The 18326-nt window shown below is 39.8% G+C and carries 20 protein-coding genes; 16 read left to right on the forward strand and 4 right to left on the reverse strand.

Going from position 1 to position 18326, the window contains the following annotated elements; all coding sequences use genetic code 11:
• Positions 1-5: 5 nt before the first annotated feature.
• The gene (gene gntR, locus ACJHV0_RS02680) at positions 6-1001 is read left to right on the forward strand and encodes a gluconate operon transcriptional repressor GntR (RefSeq protein WP_334234496.1); all 996 of its coding nucleotides are present in this window, start codon (positions 6-8) and stop codon (positions 999-1001) included.
• A 28-nt stretch (positions 1002-1029) separates the two neighbouring features.
• On the opposite strand, the gene ACJHV0_RS02685 is transcribed toward gntR, so the two are convergent.
• Positions 1030-1551, reverse strand: a complete 522-nt coding sequence (locus ACJHV0_RS02685) for a gluconokinase (protein ID WP_025235127.1) — start codon at positions 1549-1551, stop codon at positions 1030-1032.
• A 185-nt stretch (positions 1552-1736) separates the two neighbouring features.
• Between ACJHV0_RS02685 and idnD the strand changes: the two genes are divergently transcribed.
• From idnD to ACJHV0_RS02700, 3 genes are read left to right on the forward strand one after another with little or no spacing between them, the layout of a single operon-like run.
• Positions 1737-2780: an L-idonate 5-dehydrogenase gene (gene idnD / locus ACJHV0_RS02690; protein WP_025235128.1), complete on the forward strand. Its 1044-nt coding sequence runs from the start codon at positions 1737-1739 to the stop codon at positions 2778-2780.
• A 13-nt stretch (positions 2781-2793) separates the two neighbouring features.
• Positions 2794-3558 (forward strand): gluconate 5-dehydrogenase, encoded by a 765-nt coding sequence (gene idnO / locus ACJHV0_RS02695; RefSeq protein WP_283387057.1) that lies wholly within the window; start codon positions 2794-2796, stop codon positions 3556-3558.
• A gap of 22 nt (positions 3559-3580) precedes the next feature.
• Entirely contained in the window at positions 3581-4930 is a 1350-nt protein-coding gene (locus ACJHV0_RS02700) for a GntP family permease (protein WP_025235130.1), read from the forward strand.
• A 92-nt stretch (positions 4931-5022) separates the two neighbouring features.
• On the opposite strand, the gene rfaD is transcribed toward ACJHV0_RS02700, so the two are convergent.
• Complete coding sequence (gene rfaD, locus ACJHV0_RS02705; protein ID WP_483133316.1) at positions 5023-5952, reverse strand: ADP-glyceromanno-heptose 6-epimerase; 930 nt, start codon at positions 5950-5952, stop codon at positions 5023-5025.
• 94 nt (positions 5953-6046) lie between these two features.
• On the reverse strand, positions 6047-6559 hold the full coding sequence (def, locus tag ACJHV0_RS02710) for a peptide deformylase (protein ID WP_188157027.1): 513 nt from the start codon (positions 6557-6559) through the stop codon (positions 6047-6049).
• 87 nt (positions 6560-6646) lie between these two features.
• On the opposite strand from def, the gene dprA reads away from it, so the two are divergent.
• The 9 genes from dprA (at position 6647) to ACJHV0_RS02755 (ending at position 12520) form a co-directional block, all read left to right on the forward strand.
• Positions 6647-7786 carry a DNA-processing protein DprA gene (gene dprA / locus ACJHV0_RS02715; RefSeq protein WP_334235535.1) on the forward strand — a complete coding sequence of 380 codons (1140 nt, stop codon included), beginning with the start codon at positions 6647-6649 and terminating at the stop codon, positions 7784-7786.
• A gap of 123 nt (positions 7787-7909) precedes the next feature.
• Positions 7910-8323 (forward strand): preprotein translocase subunit SecE, encoded by a 414-nt coding sequence (gene secE / locus ACJHV0_RS02720; protein WP_025235139.1) that lies wholly within the window; start codon positions 7910-7912, stop codon positions 8321-8323.
• Position 8324: 1 nt separating this feature from the next.
• On the forward strand, positions 8325-8888 hold the full coding sequence (nusG, locus tag ACJHV0_RS02725) for a transcription termination/antitermination protein NusG (RefSeq protein WP_025235140.1): 564 nt from the start codon (positions 8325-8327) through the stop codon (positions 8886-8888).
• Between the two features lie 415 nt (positions 8889-9303).
• Complete coding sequence (rplK, locus tag ACJHV0_RS02730) at positions 9304-9732, forward strand: 50S ribosomal protein L11 (RefSeq protein ID WP_025235141.1); 429 nt, start codon at positions 9304-9306, stop codon at positions 9730-9732.
• A 4-nt stretch (positions 9733-9736) separates the two neighbouring features.
• Positions 9737-10426: a 50S ribosomal protein L1 gene (rplA, locus tag ACJHV0_RS02735; RefSeq protein WP_025235142.1), complete on the forward strand. Its 690-nt coding sequence runs from the start codon at positions 9737-9739 to the stop codon at positions 10424-10426.
• A gap of 286 nt (positions 10427-10712) precedes the next feature.
• Positions 10713-11204 (forward strand): 50S ribosomal protein L10, encoded by a 492-nt coding sequence (gene rplJ, locus ACJHV0_RS02740; RefSeq protein WP_025235143.1) that lies wholly within the window; start codon positions 10713-10715, stop codon positions 11202-11204.
• A gap of 55 nt (positions 11205-11259) precedes the next feature.
• On the forward strand, positions 11260-11625 hold the full coding sequence (gene rplL / locus ACJHV0_RS02745) for a 50S ribosomal protein L7/L12 (protein ID WP_005621166.1): 366 nt from the start codon (positions 11260-11262) through the stop codon (positions 11623-11625).
• Positions 11626-11879: 254 nt separating this feature from the next.
• Positions 11880-12119 (forward strand): antitoxin, encoded by a 240-nt coding sequence (locus ACJHV0_RS02750; protein ID WP_025235144.1) that lies wholly within the window; start codon positions 11880-11882, stop codon positions 12117-12119.
• Positions 12116-12520: a type II toxin-antitoxin system VapC family toxin gene (locus ACJHV0_RS02755; RefSeq protein ID WP_483133317.1), complete on the forward strand. Its 405-nt coding sequence runs from the start codon at positions 12116-12118 to the stop codon at positions 12518-12520. Before ACJHV0_RS02750 ends, ACJHV0_RS02755 begins: the two co-directional genes overlap by 4 nt.
• A 119-nt stretch (positions 12521-12639) precedes the next feature.
• On the opposite strand, the gene ACJHV0_RS02760 is transcribed toward ACJHV0_RS02755, so the two are convergent.
• A complete protein-coding gene (locus ACJHV0_RS02760; protein ID WP_176807923.1) occupies positions 12640-12900 on the reverse strand; it encodes a helix-turn-helix domain-containing protein in 261 nt (86 codons plus the stop codon).
• Between the two features lie 214 nt (positions 12901-13114).
• Between ACJHV0_RS02760 and ACJHV0_RS02765 the strand changes: the two genes are divergently transcribed.
• The 3 genes from ACJHV0_RS02765 to rpoB all read left to right on the forward strand — a co-directional run bounded on the left by ACJHV0_RS02765 (position 13115) and on the right by rpoB (position 18255).
• On the forward strand, positions 13115-13591 hold the full coding sequence (locus ACJHV0_RS02765) for a hypothetical protein (protein ID WP_483133318.1): 477 nt from the start codon (positions 13115-13117) through the stop codon (positions 13589-13591).
• A gap of 96 nt (positions 13592-13687) precedes the next feature.
• On the forward strand, positions 13688-13903 hold the full coding sequence (locus ACJHV0_RS02770; protein ID WP_483133319.1) for a hypothetical protein: 216 nt from the start codon (positions 13688-13690) through the stop codon (positions 13901-13903).
• A gap of 326 nt (positions 13904-14229) precedes the next feature.
• Positions 14230-18255, forward strand: coding sequence for a DNA-directed RNA polymerase subunit beta (gene rpoB / locus ACJHV0_RS02775; RefSeq protein WP_025235149.1), 4026 nt, complete (start codon positions 14230-14232; stop codon positions 18253-18255).
• Positions 18256-18326 lie beyond the last annotated feature (71 nt).

The raw sequence follows: 18326 nt of genomic DNA on the forward strand, positions 1-18326 counted from the left end.
TCTAAATGACCAAACACAAACGCCCCACTTTGCAAGATATTGCCTCCCATCTCGGTATTACCAAAATGACCGTCAGCCGTTTTTTGCGAGATCCGAATACGGTAGCGAAAGAGACCGGTGAACGCATTGCACAAGCGATTGAGCAGTTTGGTTACATTCCGAATCGAGCCCCTGATATTCTTTCGAACGCCAAAAGTAGAGCGATTGGCGTGCTTGTTCCCTCTCTTACCAACCAAGTATTTGCAGATGTGATCAAAGGCATTGAACAGATTACCGACAAGGCGGGCTATCAGACAATGCTTGCTCACTACGGTTATAGCGAAGAGAAGGAAGAGAAACGGATTGAATCGCTGCTTTCTTATAATATTGATGGCATTATTCTCTCTGAAAATCATCATTCCGCCCGCACGTTGAAAATGCTGGAAGTCGCTCGCATTCCAGTGATTGAGATTATGGAGTGCGAAGGCGGTATTCAACAAGCGGTCGGATTTGACAATATTTCTGCAGCACAAGCGATGGTGGAAACGATGATCAATCGAGGCAGCCGCTATATTGCCTATTTCGGGGCGAGAATGGACAAACGCTCTCAGCTTAAAATGCAGGGCTACGAGCAGGCGATGCAAAAACACGGTTTGACACCATTGAATATCACGACCGAAGAGCATTCCTCTTTTACGCTCGGAGCAGAACAACTCCGCCAAGCTCTAGCTCAACAACCGCAGCTAGATGGTGTGTTCTGTACCAATGACGACTTAGCCATCGGAGCATTATTTGAATGTCAACGTTTAGGCATCGCTGTGCCGGAACAGATCAAAATCGCCGGCTTTCACGGACACGATGTTGGGCAATCCCTTACTCCACAGCTTGCCAGCGTGATTACCCCTCGCTTACAAATGGGCAGAGTGGCAGCACAAGAATTGCTCAACCGCATTCACGGCATACCGCAACAAAGCCCGATCATCAATTTGGGGTATCAGATTCATTTGGGAGAGAGTGTGTAGGGGCAAATTGTAATTTGCCCCTACGGTGTTATTTGGCTAACAATGGTTTAACCGCCTCCACACATCTCTCCACCACTTCTTCAAAACTACCGTCGATATCAATAAAGAGCACATCCGGTTCGTCTGCTTGTGGAATTTCGAGAGTGTTGAACTGGCTTTGCAACATTTCGGGTTTCATAAAATGTCCTTTGCGTTGTTTCATTCGTTCCAGCACCAGCTCAAATGAGCCGTTTAGGAATAGGAATTTTACATCAGCATTGCCCTCGCGGATTTGATCACGATATTTTTTCTTTAATGCCGAGCAGACAATAATCCCTTTTTCGCTTTTCTGTTCTAGGCTGAAAGCGGCATCGTTAATTCGCTCTAACCACGGGCGGCGGTCATCATCATTTAGCGGTGTACCACTTGCCATTTTCACTATGTTCGCACGAGGGTGAAGATCATCCCCATCAATCAATTTCAACCCTAATTTCTGTGCAACAGCCGTACCAACAGAGGTTTTACCTGTGCTGGATACCCCCATTAAGATAAATGCTTTTCCTTGAGACATTGTCTGCTCCTATGTTATCGGTAACTCTTATTTGAGCTTAATTTAGCAGTTTAAAACGAAAAATCATCTGATATTTACGCAAAATTTGAAGTAGATCACAAATTTAAAATAAAAATTACGCAACCGTTTACTATTTATTAATTTTTATATATGTTACCGATAACATTTATATGAGGGAAAATGCTATGAAAATATCTACCTTATCCTGTGTTGTGAAAGGAAAAAAGTCAGTTGATGTTGTTTCACAAGAAATTAACTTTGATGAACAAAATCAAGGACAAACATTGGTGCAAATTACACGAGGAGGAATTTGTGGTTCAGATCTTCACTATTATGAACATGGAAAAGTTGGTAACTTTGAAATTAAGCACCCTATGATTTTAGGGCACGAAGTCATCGGTAAAGTTGTAAAAACTAACTCTCGAGCGTTATTTGAAGGGCAGAAAGTTGCTATTAATCCGAGTAAGCCTTGTTTCAATTGTAAATATTGTTTGAGTGGGGAAACTAATCAATGTGAAACAATGAGATTCTTTGGGAGTGCGATGTATAACCCTCACGTTGATGGAGGATTTACTCAGTATAAAGTGGTAGATGACACACAATGTATTCCCTATCCCCAAGAAGTTTCTGACGATATTATGGCATTTGCAGAGCCATTAGCCGTCACTATTCATGCTGCCAAACAGGGTGGAGATTTACAAGGTAAAAAAGTATTTATTTCCGGTGTGGGACCTATTGGATGTTTGACTGTTGCTGCTGTAAAAGCTCTTGGTGCAACTGAAATTATTTGTGCTGATATTAGTCAACGTTGCTTAGATCTAGCATTAGAAATGGGAGCAACCAAAGTATTACACGCAATAAATAGTGATTTTTCTGACTACTTAAAGCATAAAGGTGAGTTTGATGTTTCGTTTGAAGCATCGGGACATTCATCTTCAGTAGAACGTTGCTTATTAGTAACTAAAGCAAAAGGAACTGTAGTGCAAATTGGTATGGGAGCACCTATTCCTGAATTTAATATGATGACACTTATTGCCAAAGAAATTAATTGGAAAGGCTCTTTCCGTTTTGTTGAAGAGTTTAATACTGCTGTGGAATGGCTAGGTTCGGGTAAAGTTAATCCGCTACCATTACTTTCTGCTGTATATTCTTTTGAGCAGCTGGAAACTGCACTACAGCAAGCAGGCAATAAAAATGAAATTTCAAAAATTCAGCTAACATTTGCATAACCGGGAGGCAATGATGCGTGATTTATTTTCTTTAAAAAATAGACGAATCTTAATTACAGGCTCAGCTAGAGGCATTGGGCGTTTGTTAGCTGAGGGTGTGGCGGAATATGGTGCTGAAGTTATTATTAATAGTACCAATCAAGAAAAATCTCAATTAGTAGCTGATGAACTTAATGCCAAAGGATTGAAAGCTCATGCAGTTGCTTTTGATGTTACTGATACACAAGCAGTACATCAAGCAATAGACTATATTGAAAGCAATATAGGAACAATAGATGTTTTAATTAATAATGCAGGTATACAACGCCGTTATCCATTCTGTGATTTCCCTGAGCAAGAATATGATGAGGTTATTAAGGTTAATCAAAAATCGGTATTTATTGTTTCTCAGGCTGTTGCTCGTTATATGGTTAAGCGACAATCAGGAAAAATTATTAACATCGGCTCGATGCAAAGTGAGTTAGGAAGAGACACAATCACTCCATATGCAGCCTCTAAAGGAGCAGTAAAAATGTTAACGAGAGGGATGTGTGTAGAGTTGGCTCGCTATAATATTCAGGTGAATGGTATTGCTCCAGGTTATTTTAAAACTGAATTAACTCGTCCTTTAGTTGAAAATAAGGAATTTTCTGACTGGTTATGTAAACGTACACCTGCTGCTCGTTGGGGAAATCCTGAAGAGCTAATTGGAACAGCCGTTTTCCTATCATCTAAAGCCTCAGATTTTGTAAATGGACATTTACTCTTTGTTGATGGCGGTATGCTTGCTGCCGTTTAATTTTATTATTAAGGAATAATTTATGTTAATTTTTGTTTTAATTGCGTCAATAGCATTGCTATTGCTACTTATCATCAAATTTAAAGTACATGCTTTTGTTGCTTTAGTCTTAGTTAGTTTACTCACTGCTATTGTAACTGGAATACCTGTAGATAAGATTCTGCCTACACTTCTAGGTGGATTTGGTAATACATTGGCTGCCGTTGCATTACTAGTTGGATTTGGTGCAATGATAGGGCGTTTATTAGAGATTACAGGTGGTGCAAAAGTATTAGCTGATACTCTAATTAACAAGTTTGGTGAGAAAAGAGCACCCTTTGCACTTGGTGTAGCATCTTTCTTATTTGGTTTCCCAATTTTCTTTGATGCTGGTTTAGTTGTAATGCTACCAATTATTTTTAGTGTAGCAAAACAGTTTGGTGGCTCATTATTCCGTTATGCTTTCCCAGCAGCGGGGGCATTTGCTGTAACTCACGCTTTCTTACCTCCTCACCCTGGTCCTGTAGCATCAGGAGAGTTATTAGGAGCTAATATTGGCTTACTTACCATTGTGGGCTTAGTTTTGGCAATTCCAACATGGTATTTTGCAGCTTATTTATACGGTACTTATTTAGGCAAAAAATTTGAATTACCTATTCCAAAAGCGTTTTTAAACTCCGCACCAATTAATGAAACAGCCGTATTAAACCCACCAAGTTTTAGAAAGGTATTAGTTATTTTATTAATGCCATTATGTTTAATAATGTTAGATACTGTTTTGAATACTTTATCAGTTGCAAAAGTTGTAGATGGATCAGCATTATGGGTGCAAAGTTTACGTTTAATTGGTAAAACGCCAGTTGCTTTGCTTATTAGTTTATTAGTTACGATCTTTTTATTAAAAGAACAACGTAGTGTTGAACAAATTGAAAAAATTTGTGATAACGCATTAGGACCGATTTGCGGTATTGTTTTAGTAACGGGTGCTGGCGGTATGTTTGGTGGTGTACTACGTGCAAGCGGTATCGGAGACGTATTAGCTAACTTATTTGCTGATACTGGAATGCCAATCATAGTAACTGCATTCTTAATTTCTACTGCTCTTAGGGTGGCTCAAGGGTCAGCGACAGTTGCAATTACCACTACTTCTGCATTGATTGCACCTATGGTTGCAGCAAGCACAGGTTTAAGTGAATTTGATTTATGTTTTATCATAATTTCGATTGCATCTGGTGCAACTGTTTTGGCTCACGTTAATGACAGTGGTTTCTGGTTAGTAAGCCGTTTCTTGGAAATTGATACCAAGACTATGTTTAAAACGTGGACAGTACAAGAAACACTAATTGGATTAGTTGGTTTCGGTCTTTCGTTTGTGGGAAGTATTCTTCTGTAAAATAGGTGATATAGTATAAATAACAAGCGGTCGTTTTTTTGTAAAATTTTACAAGAAAATGACCGCTATTTTTTATTTACAAAGAGATATAGTTACTTACGATTCAACCAAACCATATACTCCGCCGTACCTTCTGCCACAGTTTTAAATTTACCTGTGTAGCCGGCAGCTCGTAAGTTCGTGAGATCTGCTTGTGTGAAAGTTTGGTAGCGAGATTTTAAGTGTTCTGGGAATGGGATCGTTTCAATTTCGCCTCTGCCGTGGTATTTGATTACCGCATTCGCCACTTCTTCAAATGACTCTGCTTTACCTGTTCCAAGGTTGAAAATACCCGATACACCGTTTTGCCACGCCCAAAGATTGACTTTTGCCACATCTTCTACATAAACAAAATCACGCAAGAACTGCTCAGAACCTGCGAATAATTTCGGGTTTTCGCCTTTTAGCATTTGATTATTGAGGTGGAATGCTACACTTGCCATCGAACCTTTGTGTTGTTCACGAGGTCCGTAAACGTTGAAATATTTGAAACCACAGACAGGTGATTCCGCTTCTGGCAGAATACGGCGGACATATTCGTCAAATAGGAATTTTGAGTATCCGTAGGCATTTAACGGACTTTCAAATTCACGTTTTTCGATGAAATTATCAGAGCGTCCGCCATAAGTTGCAGCACTTGAGGCATAGAAAAACGGAATTTGGCGGTCTAAACAGAAATGCAATAACTCTTTTGAATATTCGTAGTTATTTTGCATTAAGTATTTGCCGTCCCACTCGGTGGTTGCCGAGCAAGCACCTTGATGGAAAACCGCATCAATCTCGCCAAAATCATCACCAGCAATAATAGAAGCAATAAAATCTTCTTTATCGCAGTAGTCGGCAATATCTAAATCCACTAAATTGATAAATTTTTCGCCATTTTTCAGGTTATCTACCACTAAAATATCTTTACGACCGATTTCATTTAACGCTTTGATAATATTGCTGCCGATCATTCCGGCACCACCGGTTACGATAATCATTTTTCTATCCTTTTTAACTGTTCAACTTTATTTATTATGGTTTTATTGCATTGAATTTGCAAATTTTTACGCTTTTTTAACCGCTTGTAGATACTTATTTTGCTCTCGCAATCTGCTTTTTCAGCTTCTGCATTTTTTCTTTAATGCGTTGGCGTTTGAGAGCGGAAATATGATCCACGAATAGCACACCGTTTAAGTGGTCGATTTCGTGTTGAATGCAAATGGCGAATAAGTCGTCTGCCTCAAAGATAATTTCCTCGCCTTTACGGTTTAAGGCTTTCACTTTTAATTTTTCTTTGCGTGGCACTAGGGCACGGTGTCCTGGAATGGAGAGGCAGCCCTCTTCAATACCTGTTTCGCCACTACTTTCTAATATTTCAGGGTTGATGAGAACCACTTGGTTGGTTTTATCGCCTTCAATATCAATCGTAATCACACGTTTTAATACGCCCACTTGCGGTGCGGCTAAACCGATGCCTTCGTGTTCATACATTGTTTCAAACATATCATCAATAAAACGATTTAATTCTTCATCAACCTGTTCTACAGGTTCGCACATTGTTGCAAGCCCTTCATCAGGGTAGAGTACAACCTCTAATACAGCCATTTTTGTGATCTCTCTCGAAAAGTTTAAAAAATTCGTTTGGCTATTTTAAACCTTTTCTTATTATTAGGGAAATATTGAGGAATAAAAATGGCATATCAATACAATTTATTACGATTATTACAAGTTCCGCAATTTGGGGCACAGCGGATTGGGCGATTATTAAGCGAGGTTGATTTTGCTCAATTTTGCGATTATGACAAATTGCAGCTTAAGCAAATGGGCTGGAATGAAAAGCAAATTCAACGTTGGTTTAATCCGGATAAAAATTGGATTGAGCAATCCCTTACTTGGGAGGAACAAGAAAACCAACGAATTATCACATTGTTTGATGAGAGCTATCCGTTTCTTTTACGTCAAATTTCCACTGCACCACCGCTGCTTTATATAAAAGGGGCAGTAGAAAGTCTTACATTACCACAAATTGCAATTGTAGGTAGTCGAGATTATTCCCCTTATGGAGAATATTGGGCTGGACAGTTTGCCGAACAACTCACTCAACATAATCTAGCCATAACCAGCGGATTAGCGATTGGCATTGATGGTTTTGCCCATAAAAAAGTGGTTGAACAACAAGGCATCACCATTGCAGTTTTGGGGAGTGGTTTAAATCAGGTTTATCCTGCACGGCATAAAAGATTAGCGGAGCAGATTGTGGATTTAGGTGGTGCGTTGGTGTCAGAGTTTTCACCCAATCAGCCACCGATGGCAGAAAATTTTCCTCGTCGTAATCGGATTATCAGCGGTTTATCGCTCGGCACTTTAGTGATTGAAGCAACTATCAATAGCGGATCATTGATTACTGCTCGCTATGCGTTGGAGCAAGGGAGAGAAGTTTTTGCCTTACCGAATGCGGTGCAAAACCCGTATGCTCAAGGTTGCCATAAATTAATTAAAGAAGGGGCGTTGTTAGTGGAAACTGTCGCAGATATTTTAGAAGCTATTAGTCATCAATACCAACCACAGCAAATCTCTTTATTTGATAAGCCTTCACTATCAGTAAGTAAGCCTTTACAAGCGGTTGAAAGAGAGAAATTTTTTGCAAAAGATTTGCCAAATCTGACCGCTTGTCAGCAGCAAATTTATCAACATATTAACCTAGACCCGATTTCTATTGATGATTTAGCAAAAGCAGTAGAAATGCCGATAGAAGCCCTTTTGGTGGAATTGCTGGGATTGGAATTATTAGGTGTGATTAGGCAGGTAAGTGGAGGTTATGTAGTAAACTGATCGCTTTTTAAAAGAAATTTAGCGAAAAATGTATAAAAGATCGTGGCAACTTTTGTAGAAAATGATAGAATTTAACGCTTTAAAAATAAATGTTCGATTTTTTTATTCATTTCTAGGTTATATATGGCTACTGAGATTAAAACAAAGTCCCTTGAACAAGTGGAACACAAAGGGGCAAAAAGTAAAGGTGTAAATACCGTATTATGGGTGTTATCCATTGCACTTTTAGTGGTTGCAGCAGTAGGAAATACTTATTTTGCATCACACTTTTCATTAATTGTTCGAGTGCTTTTATTGGTGGTTTTATTGATTGGAGCAGTAGCACTCGCAGCTATTACTAATCAAGGTCAAAAAGCAATTCATTTTATAAAAGATTCTCGTACAGAGCTTCGCAAAATTATTTGGCCAACTCGCTCTGAAGCGACGCAAACCACGTTAATCGTACTTGCAATGTGTGTGGTTGTTGCGTTAGTGCTATGGGGTATTGATTCAATTATTGTGGCATTAATTACATTTTTAACAAATTTAAGGTTCTAAAATGAGTGAAGTAGAAGCAAAAGAAAGCAGCTCAAAACGCTGGTATGTATTACAAGCATTTTCAGGTTTTGAAAACCGTGTGGCAGTAACATTACGCGAATACATCAAACTTCATAAAATGGAAGAGCAGTTTGGCGAAGTATTAGTGCCAACCGAAGAAGTTGTAGAAAATGTTGGTGGCAAACGCCGTAAAACTGAGCGTAAATTCTTCCCCGGCTATGTGTTAGTGGAAATGGAAATGAATGACGATACCTGGCACTTAGTAAAAAGTGTTCCGCGTGTAATGGGCTTTATTGGCGGTACGGCGGATCGTCCTGCACCAATTACCAAGCGTGAAGCTGATCGCATTCTAAACCGTGTTCAAGAAACGGCAGAAAAACCACGCCACAGAAAAGAATTCCAGCCGGGCGAAAGCATTCGAGTAACAGAAGGTCCATTCGCAGACTTTGCCGGTACAGTAGAAGAAGTGGATTACGAAAAAGGTCGCTTGAAAGTGTCTGTATCAATTTTCGGTCGTGCAACACCGGTTGAGCTTGAATTTGGTCAGGTTGAGAAACAGTCTTAATTTAGACAAATTTATTAATAACCCCGCAAATGCGGGGTTTTGTTTTTTTATTGTTTGTTGTCATTAAAGTGTCATAAATATTGAATAGAATTTGTAGCGGTAACATACCACAACCTATGAGAGGACTTTATGAAAAAACTAGCTCAATTGACTTTTTCCGCTATTGTTGCATTCTGCTTTATGACATCAGCCAATGCACAACAAGCGGTCAAAAATACGCAACATTCTGCAAAAGCGAAATAGCAAGCGGTTCATTTTCATTGATTTCTTGCAAAATAGAAAATCTGCTTGAAAAACGTTCGCCGACTCATTATAATACTGCCCTCATACGAGCCGTTTGGCTCGTATTTTTATGTAAAACAAACCACAGGGGAGCTGATTTTCAGCGTTATCACCCACAATAAAGGAAACTAAAATGGCAAAAAAAGTCCAAGCCTACGTTAAACTGCAAGTTGCAGCGGGTATGGCTAACCCATCACCACCGGTTGGTCCTGCATTAGGTCAGCAAGGTGTTAACATTATGGAATTCTGTAAAGCATTCAACGCTCGTACTGAGAGCTTAGAAAAAGGTTTACCAATTCCAGTTGTTATCACTGTATATGCAGATAAATCTTTCACATTCGTTACCAAAACTCCACCGGCAGCAGTATTACTGAAAAAAGCGGTAGGTATTAAATCTGGTTCTGGTAAACCGAATAAAGATAAAGTGGGTACAGTTACTCAAGAGCAAATCCGTCAAATCGCTGAAACTAAAGCAGCAGATATGACTGGTTCAACTATCGAAACGAAAATGAAATCAATCGCTGGTACTGCTCGTTCAATGGGCTTAATCGTAGAGGAATAATACAATGGCTAAATTGACTAAAAAAATGAAAGCAATTAAAGCTGGTGTAGATTCTACTAAAGCTTATGACATCAACGAAGCAGTTGAAGTGTTAAAAAAATTCGCAACAGCGAAATTCGTTGAAAGTGTTGATGTTGCAGTAAACTTAGGTATCGATCCTCGTAAATCAGACCAAAACGTACGTGGTGCAACAGTATTACCACACGGTACAGGTCGTACGGCACGTGTTGCGGTGTTCACTCAAGGTGCTAACGCAGAAGCAGCGAAAGCAGCGGGTGCAGATTTAGTGGGTATGGAAGATCTTGCAGAGCAAATCAAGAAAGGCGAAATGAACTTTGACGTTGTTATCGCTTCTCCGGATGCAATGCGTGTTGTAGGTCAATTAGGTCAAGTATTAGGTCCACGTGGCTTAATGCCAAACCCGAAAGTAGGTACTGTAACTCCAAACGTTGCTGAAGCAGTTAAAAATGCAAAATCAGGTCAGATCCGTTACCGTAACGACAAAAATGGTATTATCCATACTACTATCGGTAAAGCAGACTTCGCACCTGAGCAATTAAAAGAAAACCTACAAGCGTTGTTAGCGGCTTTAACTAAAGCTAAACCAACAACTGCTAAAGGTATCTTCATCAAGAAAGTAAGCATCTCTACAACTATGGGTGCTGGTGTAGCGGTTGATCAAGCTTCACTTTAATTTCTCGTTAGAAGTTAAAACTTTACAGGGTCGCAGATTATCTGTATAATTTGCGACCTTAACTTGCGAGAGCAAGCTGATGGTGCTTAGCCTAATCTAAGCCCCGTCTAAGACTGTAGGGGTGAAAACTTAATTATCCTACATAGATGGTGAACAGACAGAATTCTCTGCTTCTGTACACCTTAGGCTCAGAAGATTGCAACTTGTTGTAAAACAAGCGGTGATATTTTTGGGATTTTTTGTAAATTCTACTTGAAAGAGTAGAGTGTATCAGGAGCTAAAACCAATGGCATTAAATCTTCAAGACAAACAAGCGATTGTTGCTGAAGTAAACGAAGCTGCCAAAGGTGCACTTTCAGCTGTTGTTGCGGATTCACGTGGCGTAACAGTTGAAAAAATGACTGAGTTACGTAAAGCAGCTCGCGAAGCTGGTGTTACAATGCAAGTTGTACGTAATACTTTATTACGTCGTGCAGTGGAAGGCACAGAATTCGAGTGCTTAACAGATACGTTTACCGGTCCAACTCTTATCGCATTCTCAAATGAACACCCGGGTGCAGCAGCACGTTTGTTCACTGAATTTGCGAAAACAAACAAAGAGTTTGAACTTAAAGGTGCAGCCTTTGAAGGTAAAAGACAAGATGTTGCATTCTTAGCGACATTACCGACTTACGAAGAAGCAATTGCACGTTTAATGGGCACAATGAAAGAAGCTGCGGCAGGCAAACTTGTTCGCACTCTTGCAGCATTACGCGACCAAATGGAAGCAGCTGCTTAATTTTAGCAGTACTTCTTTATTCGTTTAACTTTATTTACTTTAGGAATCGATTGTTATGTCATTAACTAACGAACAAATCATTGAAGCGATTGCTTCTAAATCAGTATCAGAAATCGTTGAATTAATCACAGCGATGGAAGAAAAATTCGGCGTTTCAGCAGCGGCAGCAGTTGCAGCAGCAGCTCCAGCAGCGGCAGCAGCAGAAGAGAAAACTGAATTCGACGTAATCTTAGCAGAAGCTGGTGCAAACAAAGTTGCTGTAATCAAAGCAGTACGTGGTGCAACAGGTTTAGGCTTAAAAGAAGCTAAAGACTTAGTTGAATCAGCACCTGCAGCGTTAAAAGAAGGCATCTCTAAAGGTGAAGCTGAAGCACTTAAGAAAGAATTAGAAGAAGCTGGTGCGAAAGTAGAAATCAAATAATTTTTGATTTAACTTTCCCCGAACTTCAAGTTCAACAGACCCCGATGGAAACATCGGGGTTTTGTTTTTGCAAGCGGTGATTTTTATCCGATTTTTTGCAAAAAACGAAAGAAAAACGACCGCTTGTTATTAGATTTCAATAGATATGTTTATCGGATAAACATATCTATTGTGCATAAAAACGGCTATTGCAATCAATGAAAAATAAGCATAGTATATACTCTTGATATTTAATGTATATATTGAGGTGTGGTATGCGAACAAAAGTCTTCCAAAGTGGTAATAGCCAAGCGGTGAGGATTCCGTTTGATTTCCGTTTTGACGTAGATACCGTAGAGATTTTACAAGGGCAGAATGGCGATGTTATTTTGCGTCCGGTGAAACCTCAAGCCGATATGGAGTTTCTGGCTTTATTTTCCGATTTTGATGATGATTTTATTCAGGCATTGGAAGATCGTGATACATCTCCACCACAAGAGCGAGATGATTTATGATCTATATGCTTGATACCAATATTTTGATTTATTTAATGAAAAATCGACCGCTTGCGGTGGCAGAACGTGTAGCACAACTTACGCCAAGTGATCAATTAGTTATGAGCTTTATTACCTATGCTGAATTGCTCAAAGGAGCAAATGGCAGTGCTAATCCGGAAAAAGCCTTAGCGAATATCGAAAAGTTGAAACAACGTATTTCAGTTGTTTACCCAAATGAAAAAATCTGTGAATTTTATGGTGTTTGGGCAAATAAACTGAAGCAACAAGGCAAGCCGATTGGTGGAAATGATTTATGGATTGCTTGTCACGCTTTAGCTTGTAATGCGATATTAGTAACGCATAATGTCAAAGAGTTCGAGCGAATTGAAGCATTAAATTGGCAAGATTGGACGTGTTAGACGTGTAGGGGCAAAATATTTTTTGCCCTTTTTCGTGTTTGATATTTGAATGGGGCGAAATATTTTGCCCCTTGTTAGGATTATTTTGCAAAAAACGAAAGAAAAACGACCGCTTGTTTTTATTTTTGAATCAAATCATCTACTGAATAATCGCTTTTCAGCAGGTCAATTAGGCTGACGTTTAGGGCGTCGGCTATTTTCCCCATAGCATCAATTGAGATGGCTCTTTTCCCCCTTTCTACATCACTTATATAAGCTCGGCTCAGTTCGGCGTCAAATGCTAATGCCTCTTGAGAAATATCCTTTAATCGGCGGATTTTTCTAAGATTATTGGCAAAAGTATGGCGAATCGGGTGGCTGGTCAGCGTTTCATTTTTCATTCCCCTAGTATTGTTTTTAGGGATAAACCTATCAATCTACTAATGAATACTAAATGTAGCCTATCGTTTATATCATTCTTCTAATTTCTCGCTAGAATACTTTAAGGAAAATTGAACAAATAAAAATCAATTTTTCAAGGGAGTATACTCCCTTTACTTCCTATTGACATAGGAAGTAAAACATCTCTAATTAAACCATTTCTAAGGATTTATTATGTACAAACAATTTCTTAAATCTATTTTATTAGTCACCCTTGCAACCTTTTCTCTTTCGACTCTGGTGAGTGCTAAGCCAATTCCTAAGAATGCTACTCCAGATCAAATTATGCAAGGTATGCAATCAGGTACTTATACTAACGATGATTTCAATCGAGCATTTGACAAATATCAGCCTAATGTATTGGGATTTAGTGCGTTTACTGCTGCAATGGGGGGAGGTTTTGATGCGGCTTATAGCGTTGCTAGAGAAGCAGCAAGGAAGAATGATGCTTTAGGTAAATTGACTGAAGGGTATCTCTATGCAACTGGCAAGAAAGCTAAAGCAGGATTAGATGAGAAAAAGAACATAGAAATAGGGAGTAAAATGATAGCAGAGGCTTGCTCTAATAAGTCTCTAAAAAAATCCTCTATTCCTGAAGTTGTCGAAATTTGTAGTACTTTTGGTGAATTTGGTAAACGATTTACTAAGTAGAGATTTATTATGATATTTTTTTGTATTTTATTAGGATTATGTGCTATTGCTAGATTTGGGCTATATTTAGCTAAAGGCGGAAATTTTGGTTGGAAAATGAGTAAAGAATTATTGGGTAAGGTACTTATTGTTATCTCAATTTGTGGAGCGTATGCTCTGACATTGGGAAATGTACTAAAGATTGAGGGATATAAAGCAAGTATCAACCTTTGTGAATGGGGCTATTATTTCTTAATTTCTATCTTCGCTATCGGTTTTGCAAGCCTATTTTTCGGTAGTAAATTAGCTCAAGACGAAGAGAAAACCCAATAATTTTTCCATAAAAACAAGCGGTCAAATTGTTGTAAAATTTTGTAAAATCCGCTATAATTTACAACCATTTTTAGTAAAAATTGGCTGACGGCTTGACCGGTCAGCCTTTTGTGCTTGAACGCAAGTGTTGGTTTTGTCATTTTAATCAACAAAATTTGCAAATTTCCTGCCCAATTTGACCGCTTGCAGTAGTGATTTTTGACTGCTTGATTGGCGATTGGAAAATGACACCTCGTACAGTTTTTTATAATGCCACTTCCAACCGAGTCTTTCGTGTCGGATTGTGTAATCTCAACCAAAATATACATCAGAGGCTATCTTAAAAAATGGCATATTCATATTCCGAGAAAAAGCGTATCCGTAAGAGCTTTGGCAAACGTCCACAAGTTCTGAACGTACCTTATCTATTAACAATTCAGCTTGATTCTTTTGAAAAATTTATCGAAAAAGATCCTGAAGGGCAACAAGGTTTAGAAGCGGCATTCCGTTCAGTTTTCCCGATTGTGAGCAACAACGGTGCAACTGAATTGCAATACGTTTCTTACGAATTAGGTGAGCCGGTGTTTGACGTGCGTGAATGTCAAATCCGTGGTACAACCTATGCTGCACCATTACGCGTGAAATTGCGTTTAGTATCTTACGATCGTGAGGCTGCTGCCGGTACAATCAAAGATATTAAAGAGCAAAACGTGTATATGGGCGAAATCCCATTAATGACCGACAACGGTACATTTGTGATCAACGGTACCGAGCGTGTTATCGTGTCGCAATTACACCGTAGCCCGGGCGTATTCTTTGATTCTGACAAAGGTAAAACCCACTCATCAGGTAAAGTGCTTTATAACGCACGCATTATTCCTTACCGTGGTTCTTGGTTAGATTTCGAATTCGATCCGAAAGATAACTTATTTGCTCGTATTGACCGCCGCCGTAAATTACCGGCAACTATCATTTTGCGTGCATTAGGTTACACGACCGAAGAAATCTTAAATTTATTCTTCGAGAAAGTTAAATTTGAAATTGTTGATAACAAATTATTAATGACGTTAGTGCCTGAGCGTTTAAGAGGCGAAACAGCTTCATTTGATATTGCGGCAAACGGTAAAGTGTATGTTGAAATGGGTCGTCGTATCACTGCTCGTCATATTCGTGCATTAGAAAAAGATAATGTTACCCAAATTGAAGTGCCGGTTGAGTACATCGTCGGTAAAGTAGCAGCACAAGATTATGTTGATTTATCATCAGGTGAAGTGATCTGCCCTGCGAATATGGAAATCTCAATGGAGATGTTAGCGAACCTTTCGGCAGCAGGCTATAAAGAGATCGAAGTACTATTTACCAACGATTTAGATCACGGTCCATACATTTCTGAAACATTACGTGTTGATCCAACTTACGACCGTTTAAGTGCGTTAGTGGAAATTTACCGTATGATGCGTCCGGGCGAGCCACCAACAAAAGAAGCGGCAGAAGCCTTATTTGATAATATGTTCTTCTCTGCAGAGCGTTACGATTTATCTGCAGTAGGTCGTATGAAATTCAACCGCTCTTTAGAGATTCCAGAAGGCGAAGGCACAGGCATTTTAAGCAACGATGATATCATCGGTGTGATGAAAAAATTAATTGAGATCCGTAACGGTCGTGGTGAGGTGGACGATATCGACCACTTAGGTAACCGTCGTATCCGTTCTGTAGGCGAGATGGCAGAAAACCAATTCCGTATTGGTTTAGTGCGTGTTGAGCGTGCAGTACGTGAGCGTTTATCTTTAGGTGATTTAGATGGCGTAACCCCACAAGATTTAATCAATGCAAAACCGATTTCTGCGGCAGTGAAAGAGTTCTTCGGCTCTTCACAACTTTCGCAATTTATGGACCAAAATAACCCGCTTTCAGAGGTTACGCACAAACGCCGTATTTCTGCATTAGGTCCGGGTGGTTTAACCCGTGAGCGTGCGGGCTTTGAGGTTCGAGATGTTCACCCGACTCACTACGGTCGTTTGTGTCCAATCGAAACCCCAGAGGGTCCAAACATCGGTTTGATCAACTCACTTTCTGTGTATGCTCGTACCAATAACTACGGTTTCTTAGAAACTCCATTCCGTAAAGTGGTTGATGGTCAAGTAACAGAAGAGATCGAGTACTTATCAGCGATTGAAGAGAGCAACAATATCATTGCTCAGGCGAACTCAAACTTAGATGAAAACTTCCGCTTTACTGATACTTATGTAACTTGCCGTCAGCAAGGTGAGTCAGGTTTATTCAAGCCAGAAGAAGTTCAGTATATGGACATCTCAACCCAACAAGTGGTTTCTGTGGCGGCAGCGTTAATTCCGTTCTTAGAGCACGACGATGCGAACCGTGCGTTGATGGGGGCGAATATGCAACGTCAGGCAGTTCCAACATTACGTGCGGATAAACCATTAGTCGGTACGGGTATGGAAAAACCAATTGCTCTTGACTCAGGTGTTGCAATTGTTGCAAAACGTGGTGGTACAGTTCAGTATGTTGATGCATCTCGTATCGTAGTTAAAGTGAATGAAGATGAAACGATTCCGGGCGAAGCGGGTATCGACATCTATAACTTAATTAAATACACCCGTTCAAACCAAAACACCTGTATCAACCAAGTACCTTGTGTGAACTTGGGCGAGCCGGTAGCACGTGGTGAGATCTTAGCAGACGGTCCTTCAACAGACTTAGGTGAATTAGCGTTAGGTCAAAATATCCGTGTGGCATTTATGCCTTGGAACGGTTATAACTTCGAAGACTCAATGTTAGTGTCTGAGCGTGTGGTTCAAGAAGATCGCTTCACGACAATCCACATTCAAGAATTATCTTGTGTAGCTCGTGATACCAAATTAGGTGCTGAAGAAATCACAGCAGATATTCCAAACGTGGGTGAATCAGCATTAAGCAAATTAGATGAATCGGGTATTGTTTACATCGGTGCGGAAGTGAAAGGTGGCGACATCTTAGTCGGTAAAGTAACCCCTAAAGGTGAAACCCAATTAACACCGGAAGAGAAACTATTACGTGCGATCTTCGGTGAAAAAGCATCAGACGTTAAAGATTCTTCACTTCGTGTACCAAACGGTACTTCAGGTACGGTTATCGATGTTCAAGTATTTACCCGTGATGGCGTAGAGAAAGACAAACGTGCGAAAGAAATCGAAGAACTTCAACTTCGTGAAGCGAAGAAAGATTTATCTGAAGAGTTAGAAATCTTAGAAGCAGGTTTATTTACTCGTGTTCGCAACTTGTTAATTGAAGGTGGTGTGAAAGAGTCTGCACTAGATGGCGTTGCTCGTGAGAAATGGTTAGAACAAACTTTAGATGACGAAGCGAAACAAAATCAATTAGAGCAGTTAGCGGAACAACACGAAGAGTTACGCAAAGAGTTTGAACGTAAACTTGAAATCAAACGTAACAAAATCATTCAAGGCGATGATTTAGCACCGGGCGTGTTAAAAGTAGTTAAAGTTTACCTTGCGGTTAAACGCCAAATCCAACCGGGTGATAAGATGGCGGGTCGTCACGGTAACAAAGGTGTTATCTCAAAAATCAACCCTGTTGAAGATATGCCATACGATGAAAACGGTCAGCCGGTTGAAATCGTATTGAACCCGTTAGGTGTTCCATCTCGTATGAACATTGGTCAGATCTTAGAAACCCACTTAGGCTTAGCGGCTCGTGGTATCGGTGATCAGATCGACAAGATGATCAAACAACAGCAAGAAATTGCTAAATTACGTGAATATATCCAAAAAGCGTATGACTTAGGACACGGTTCACAGGTGGTTGATTTAAGCACCTTCACAGATGAAGAAGTAATGCGTTTAGCACAAAACTTACGTAAAGGTTTACCGCTTGCAACGCCTGTATTCGATGGTGCTCACGAGACGGAGATCAAAGGCTTATTAGAATTAGGTGGCTTACCGACTTCAGGTCAGATTACCCTTTACGATGGTCGCACAGGTGAGAAATTCGAGCGTCCTGTAACCGTAGGTTATATGTATATGCTCAAATTGAACCACTTAGTTGATGACAAAATGCACGCACGTTCAACTGGTTCTTATAGCCTTGTTACTCAACAACCGTTGGGTGGTAAAGCACAGTTCGGTGGTCAGCGTTTCGGTGAGATGGAGGTTTGGGCATTAGAAGCATACGGAGCTGCTTACACCTTACAAGAAATGCTCACAGTGAAATCAGATGACGTGAACGGTCGTACGAAGATGTACAAAAACATCGTAGACGGCACACATTATATGGAGCCGGGTATCCCAGAGTCATTTAATGTAATCACCAAAGAGATCCGTGCATTAGCGATCGATATGGAGTTAGACGAAGCGTAATAGTTGATTTTCCCTTGATCAAACTTCCCTCTTTAGAAAAGAGGGGAGCAGATCGGAGAATAAACTACAAC

This window comes from Mannheimia sp. (assembly GCF_056854775.1).

What these genes read in the sequence shown, in the direction of transcription:
- gntR (WP_334234496.1), top strand. Translation starts at nt 6, where the DNA reads ATGACCAAACACAAACGCCCCACTTTGCAAGATATTGCCTCCCATCTC.
- rplK (WP_025235141.1), top strand. Translation starts at nt 9,304, where the DNA reads ATGGCAAAAAAAGTCCAAGCCTACGTTAAACTGCAAGTTGCAGCGGGT.
- ACJHV0_RS02700 (WP_025235130.1), top strand. Translation starts at nt 3,581, where the DNA reads ATGTTAATTTTTGTTTTAATTGCGTCAATAGCATTGCTATTGCTACTT.
- ACJHV0_RS02760 (WP_176807923.1), bottom strand. Translation starts at nt 12,900, where the DNA reads ATGAAAAATGAAACGCTGACCAGCCACCCGATTCGCCATACTTTTGCC.
- idnO (WP_283387057.1), top strand. Translation starts at nt 2,794, where the DNA reads ATGCGTGATTTATTTTCTTTAAAAAATAGACGAATCTTAATTACAGGC.
- rplJ (WP_025235143.1), top strand. Translation starts at nt 10,713, where the DNA reads ATGGCATTAAATCTTCAAGACAAACAAGCGATTGTTGCTGAAGTAAAC.
- rfaD (WP_483133316.1), bottom strand. Translation starts at nt 5,952, where the DNA reads ATGATTATCGTAACCGGTGGTGCCGGAATGATCGGCAGCAATATTATC.
- ACJHV0_RS02685 (WP_025235127.1), bottom strand. Translation starts at nt 1,551, where the DNA reads ATGTCTCAAGGAAAAGCATTTATCTTAATGGGGGTATCCAGCACAGGT.
- ACJHV0_RS02750 (WP_025235144.1), top strand. Translation starts at nt 11,880, where the DNA reads ATGCGAACAAAAGTCTTCCAAAGTGGTAATAGCCAAGCGGTGAGGATT.
- rplA (WP_025235142.1), top strand. Translation starts at nt 9,737, where the DNA reads ATGGCTAAATTGACTAAAAAAATGAAAGCAATTAAAGCTGGTGTAGAT.
- def (WP_188157027.1), bottom strand. Translation starts at nt 6,559, where the DNA reads ATGGCTGTATTAGAGGTTGTACTCTACCCTGATGAAGGGCTTGCAACA.
- rplL (WP_005621166.1), top strand. Translation starts at nt 11,260, where the DNA reads ATGTCATTAACTAACGAACAAATCATTGAAGCGATTGCTTCTAAATCA.
- idnD (WP_025235128.1), top strand. Translation starts at nt 1,737, where the DNA reads ATGAAAATATCTACCTTATCCTGTGTTGTGAAAGGAAAAAAGTCAGTT.
- rpoB (WP_025235149.1), top strand. Translation starts at nt 14,230, where the DNA reads ATGGCATATTCATATTCCGAGAAAAAGCGTATCCGTAAGAGCTTTGGC.
- secE (WP_025235139.1), top strand. Translation starts at nt 7,910, where the DNA reads ATGGCTACTGAGATTAAAACAAAGTCCCTTGAACAAGTGGAACACAAA.
- dprA (WP_334235535.1), top strand. Translation starts at nt 6,647, where the DNA reads ATGGCATATCAATACAATTTATTACGATTATTACAAGTTCCGCAATTT.
- ACJHV0_RS02755 (WP_483133317.1), top strand. Translation starts at nt 12,116, where the DNA reads ATGATCTATATGCTTGATACCAATATTTTGATTTATTTAATGAAAAAT.
- ACJHV0_RS02765 (WP_483133318.1), top strand. Translation starts at nt 13,115, where the DNA reads ATGTACAAACAATTTCTTAAATCTATTTTATTAGTCACCCTTGCAACC.
- nusG (WP_025235140.1), top strand. Translation starts at nt 8,325, where the DNA reads ATGAGTGAAGTAGAAGCAAAAGAAAGCAGCTCAAAACGCTGGTATGTA.
- ACJHV0_RS02770 (WP_483133319.1), top strand. Translation starts at nt 13,688, where the DNA reads ATGAGTAAAGAATTATTGGGTAAGGTACTTATTGTTATCTCAATTTGT.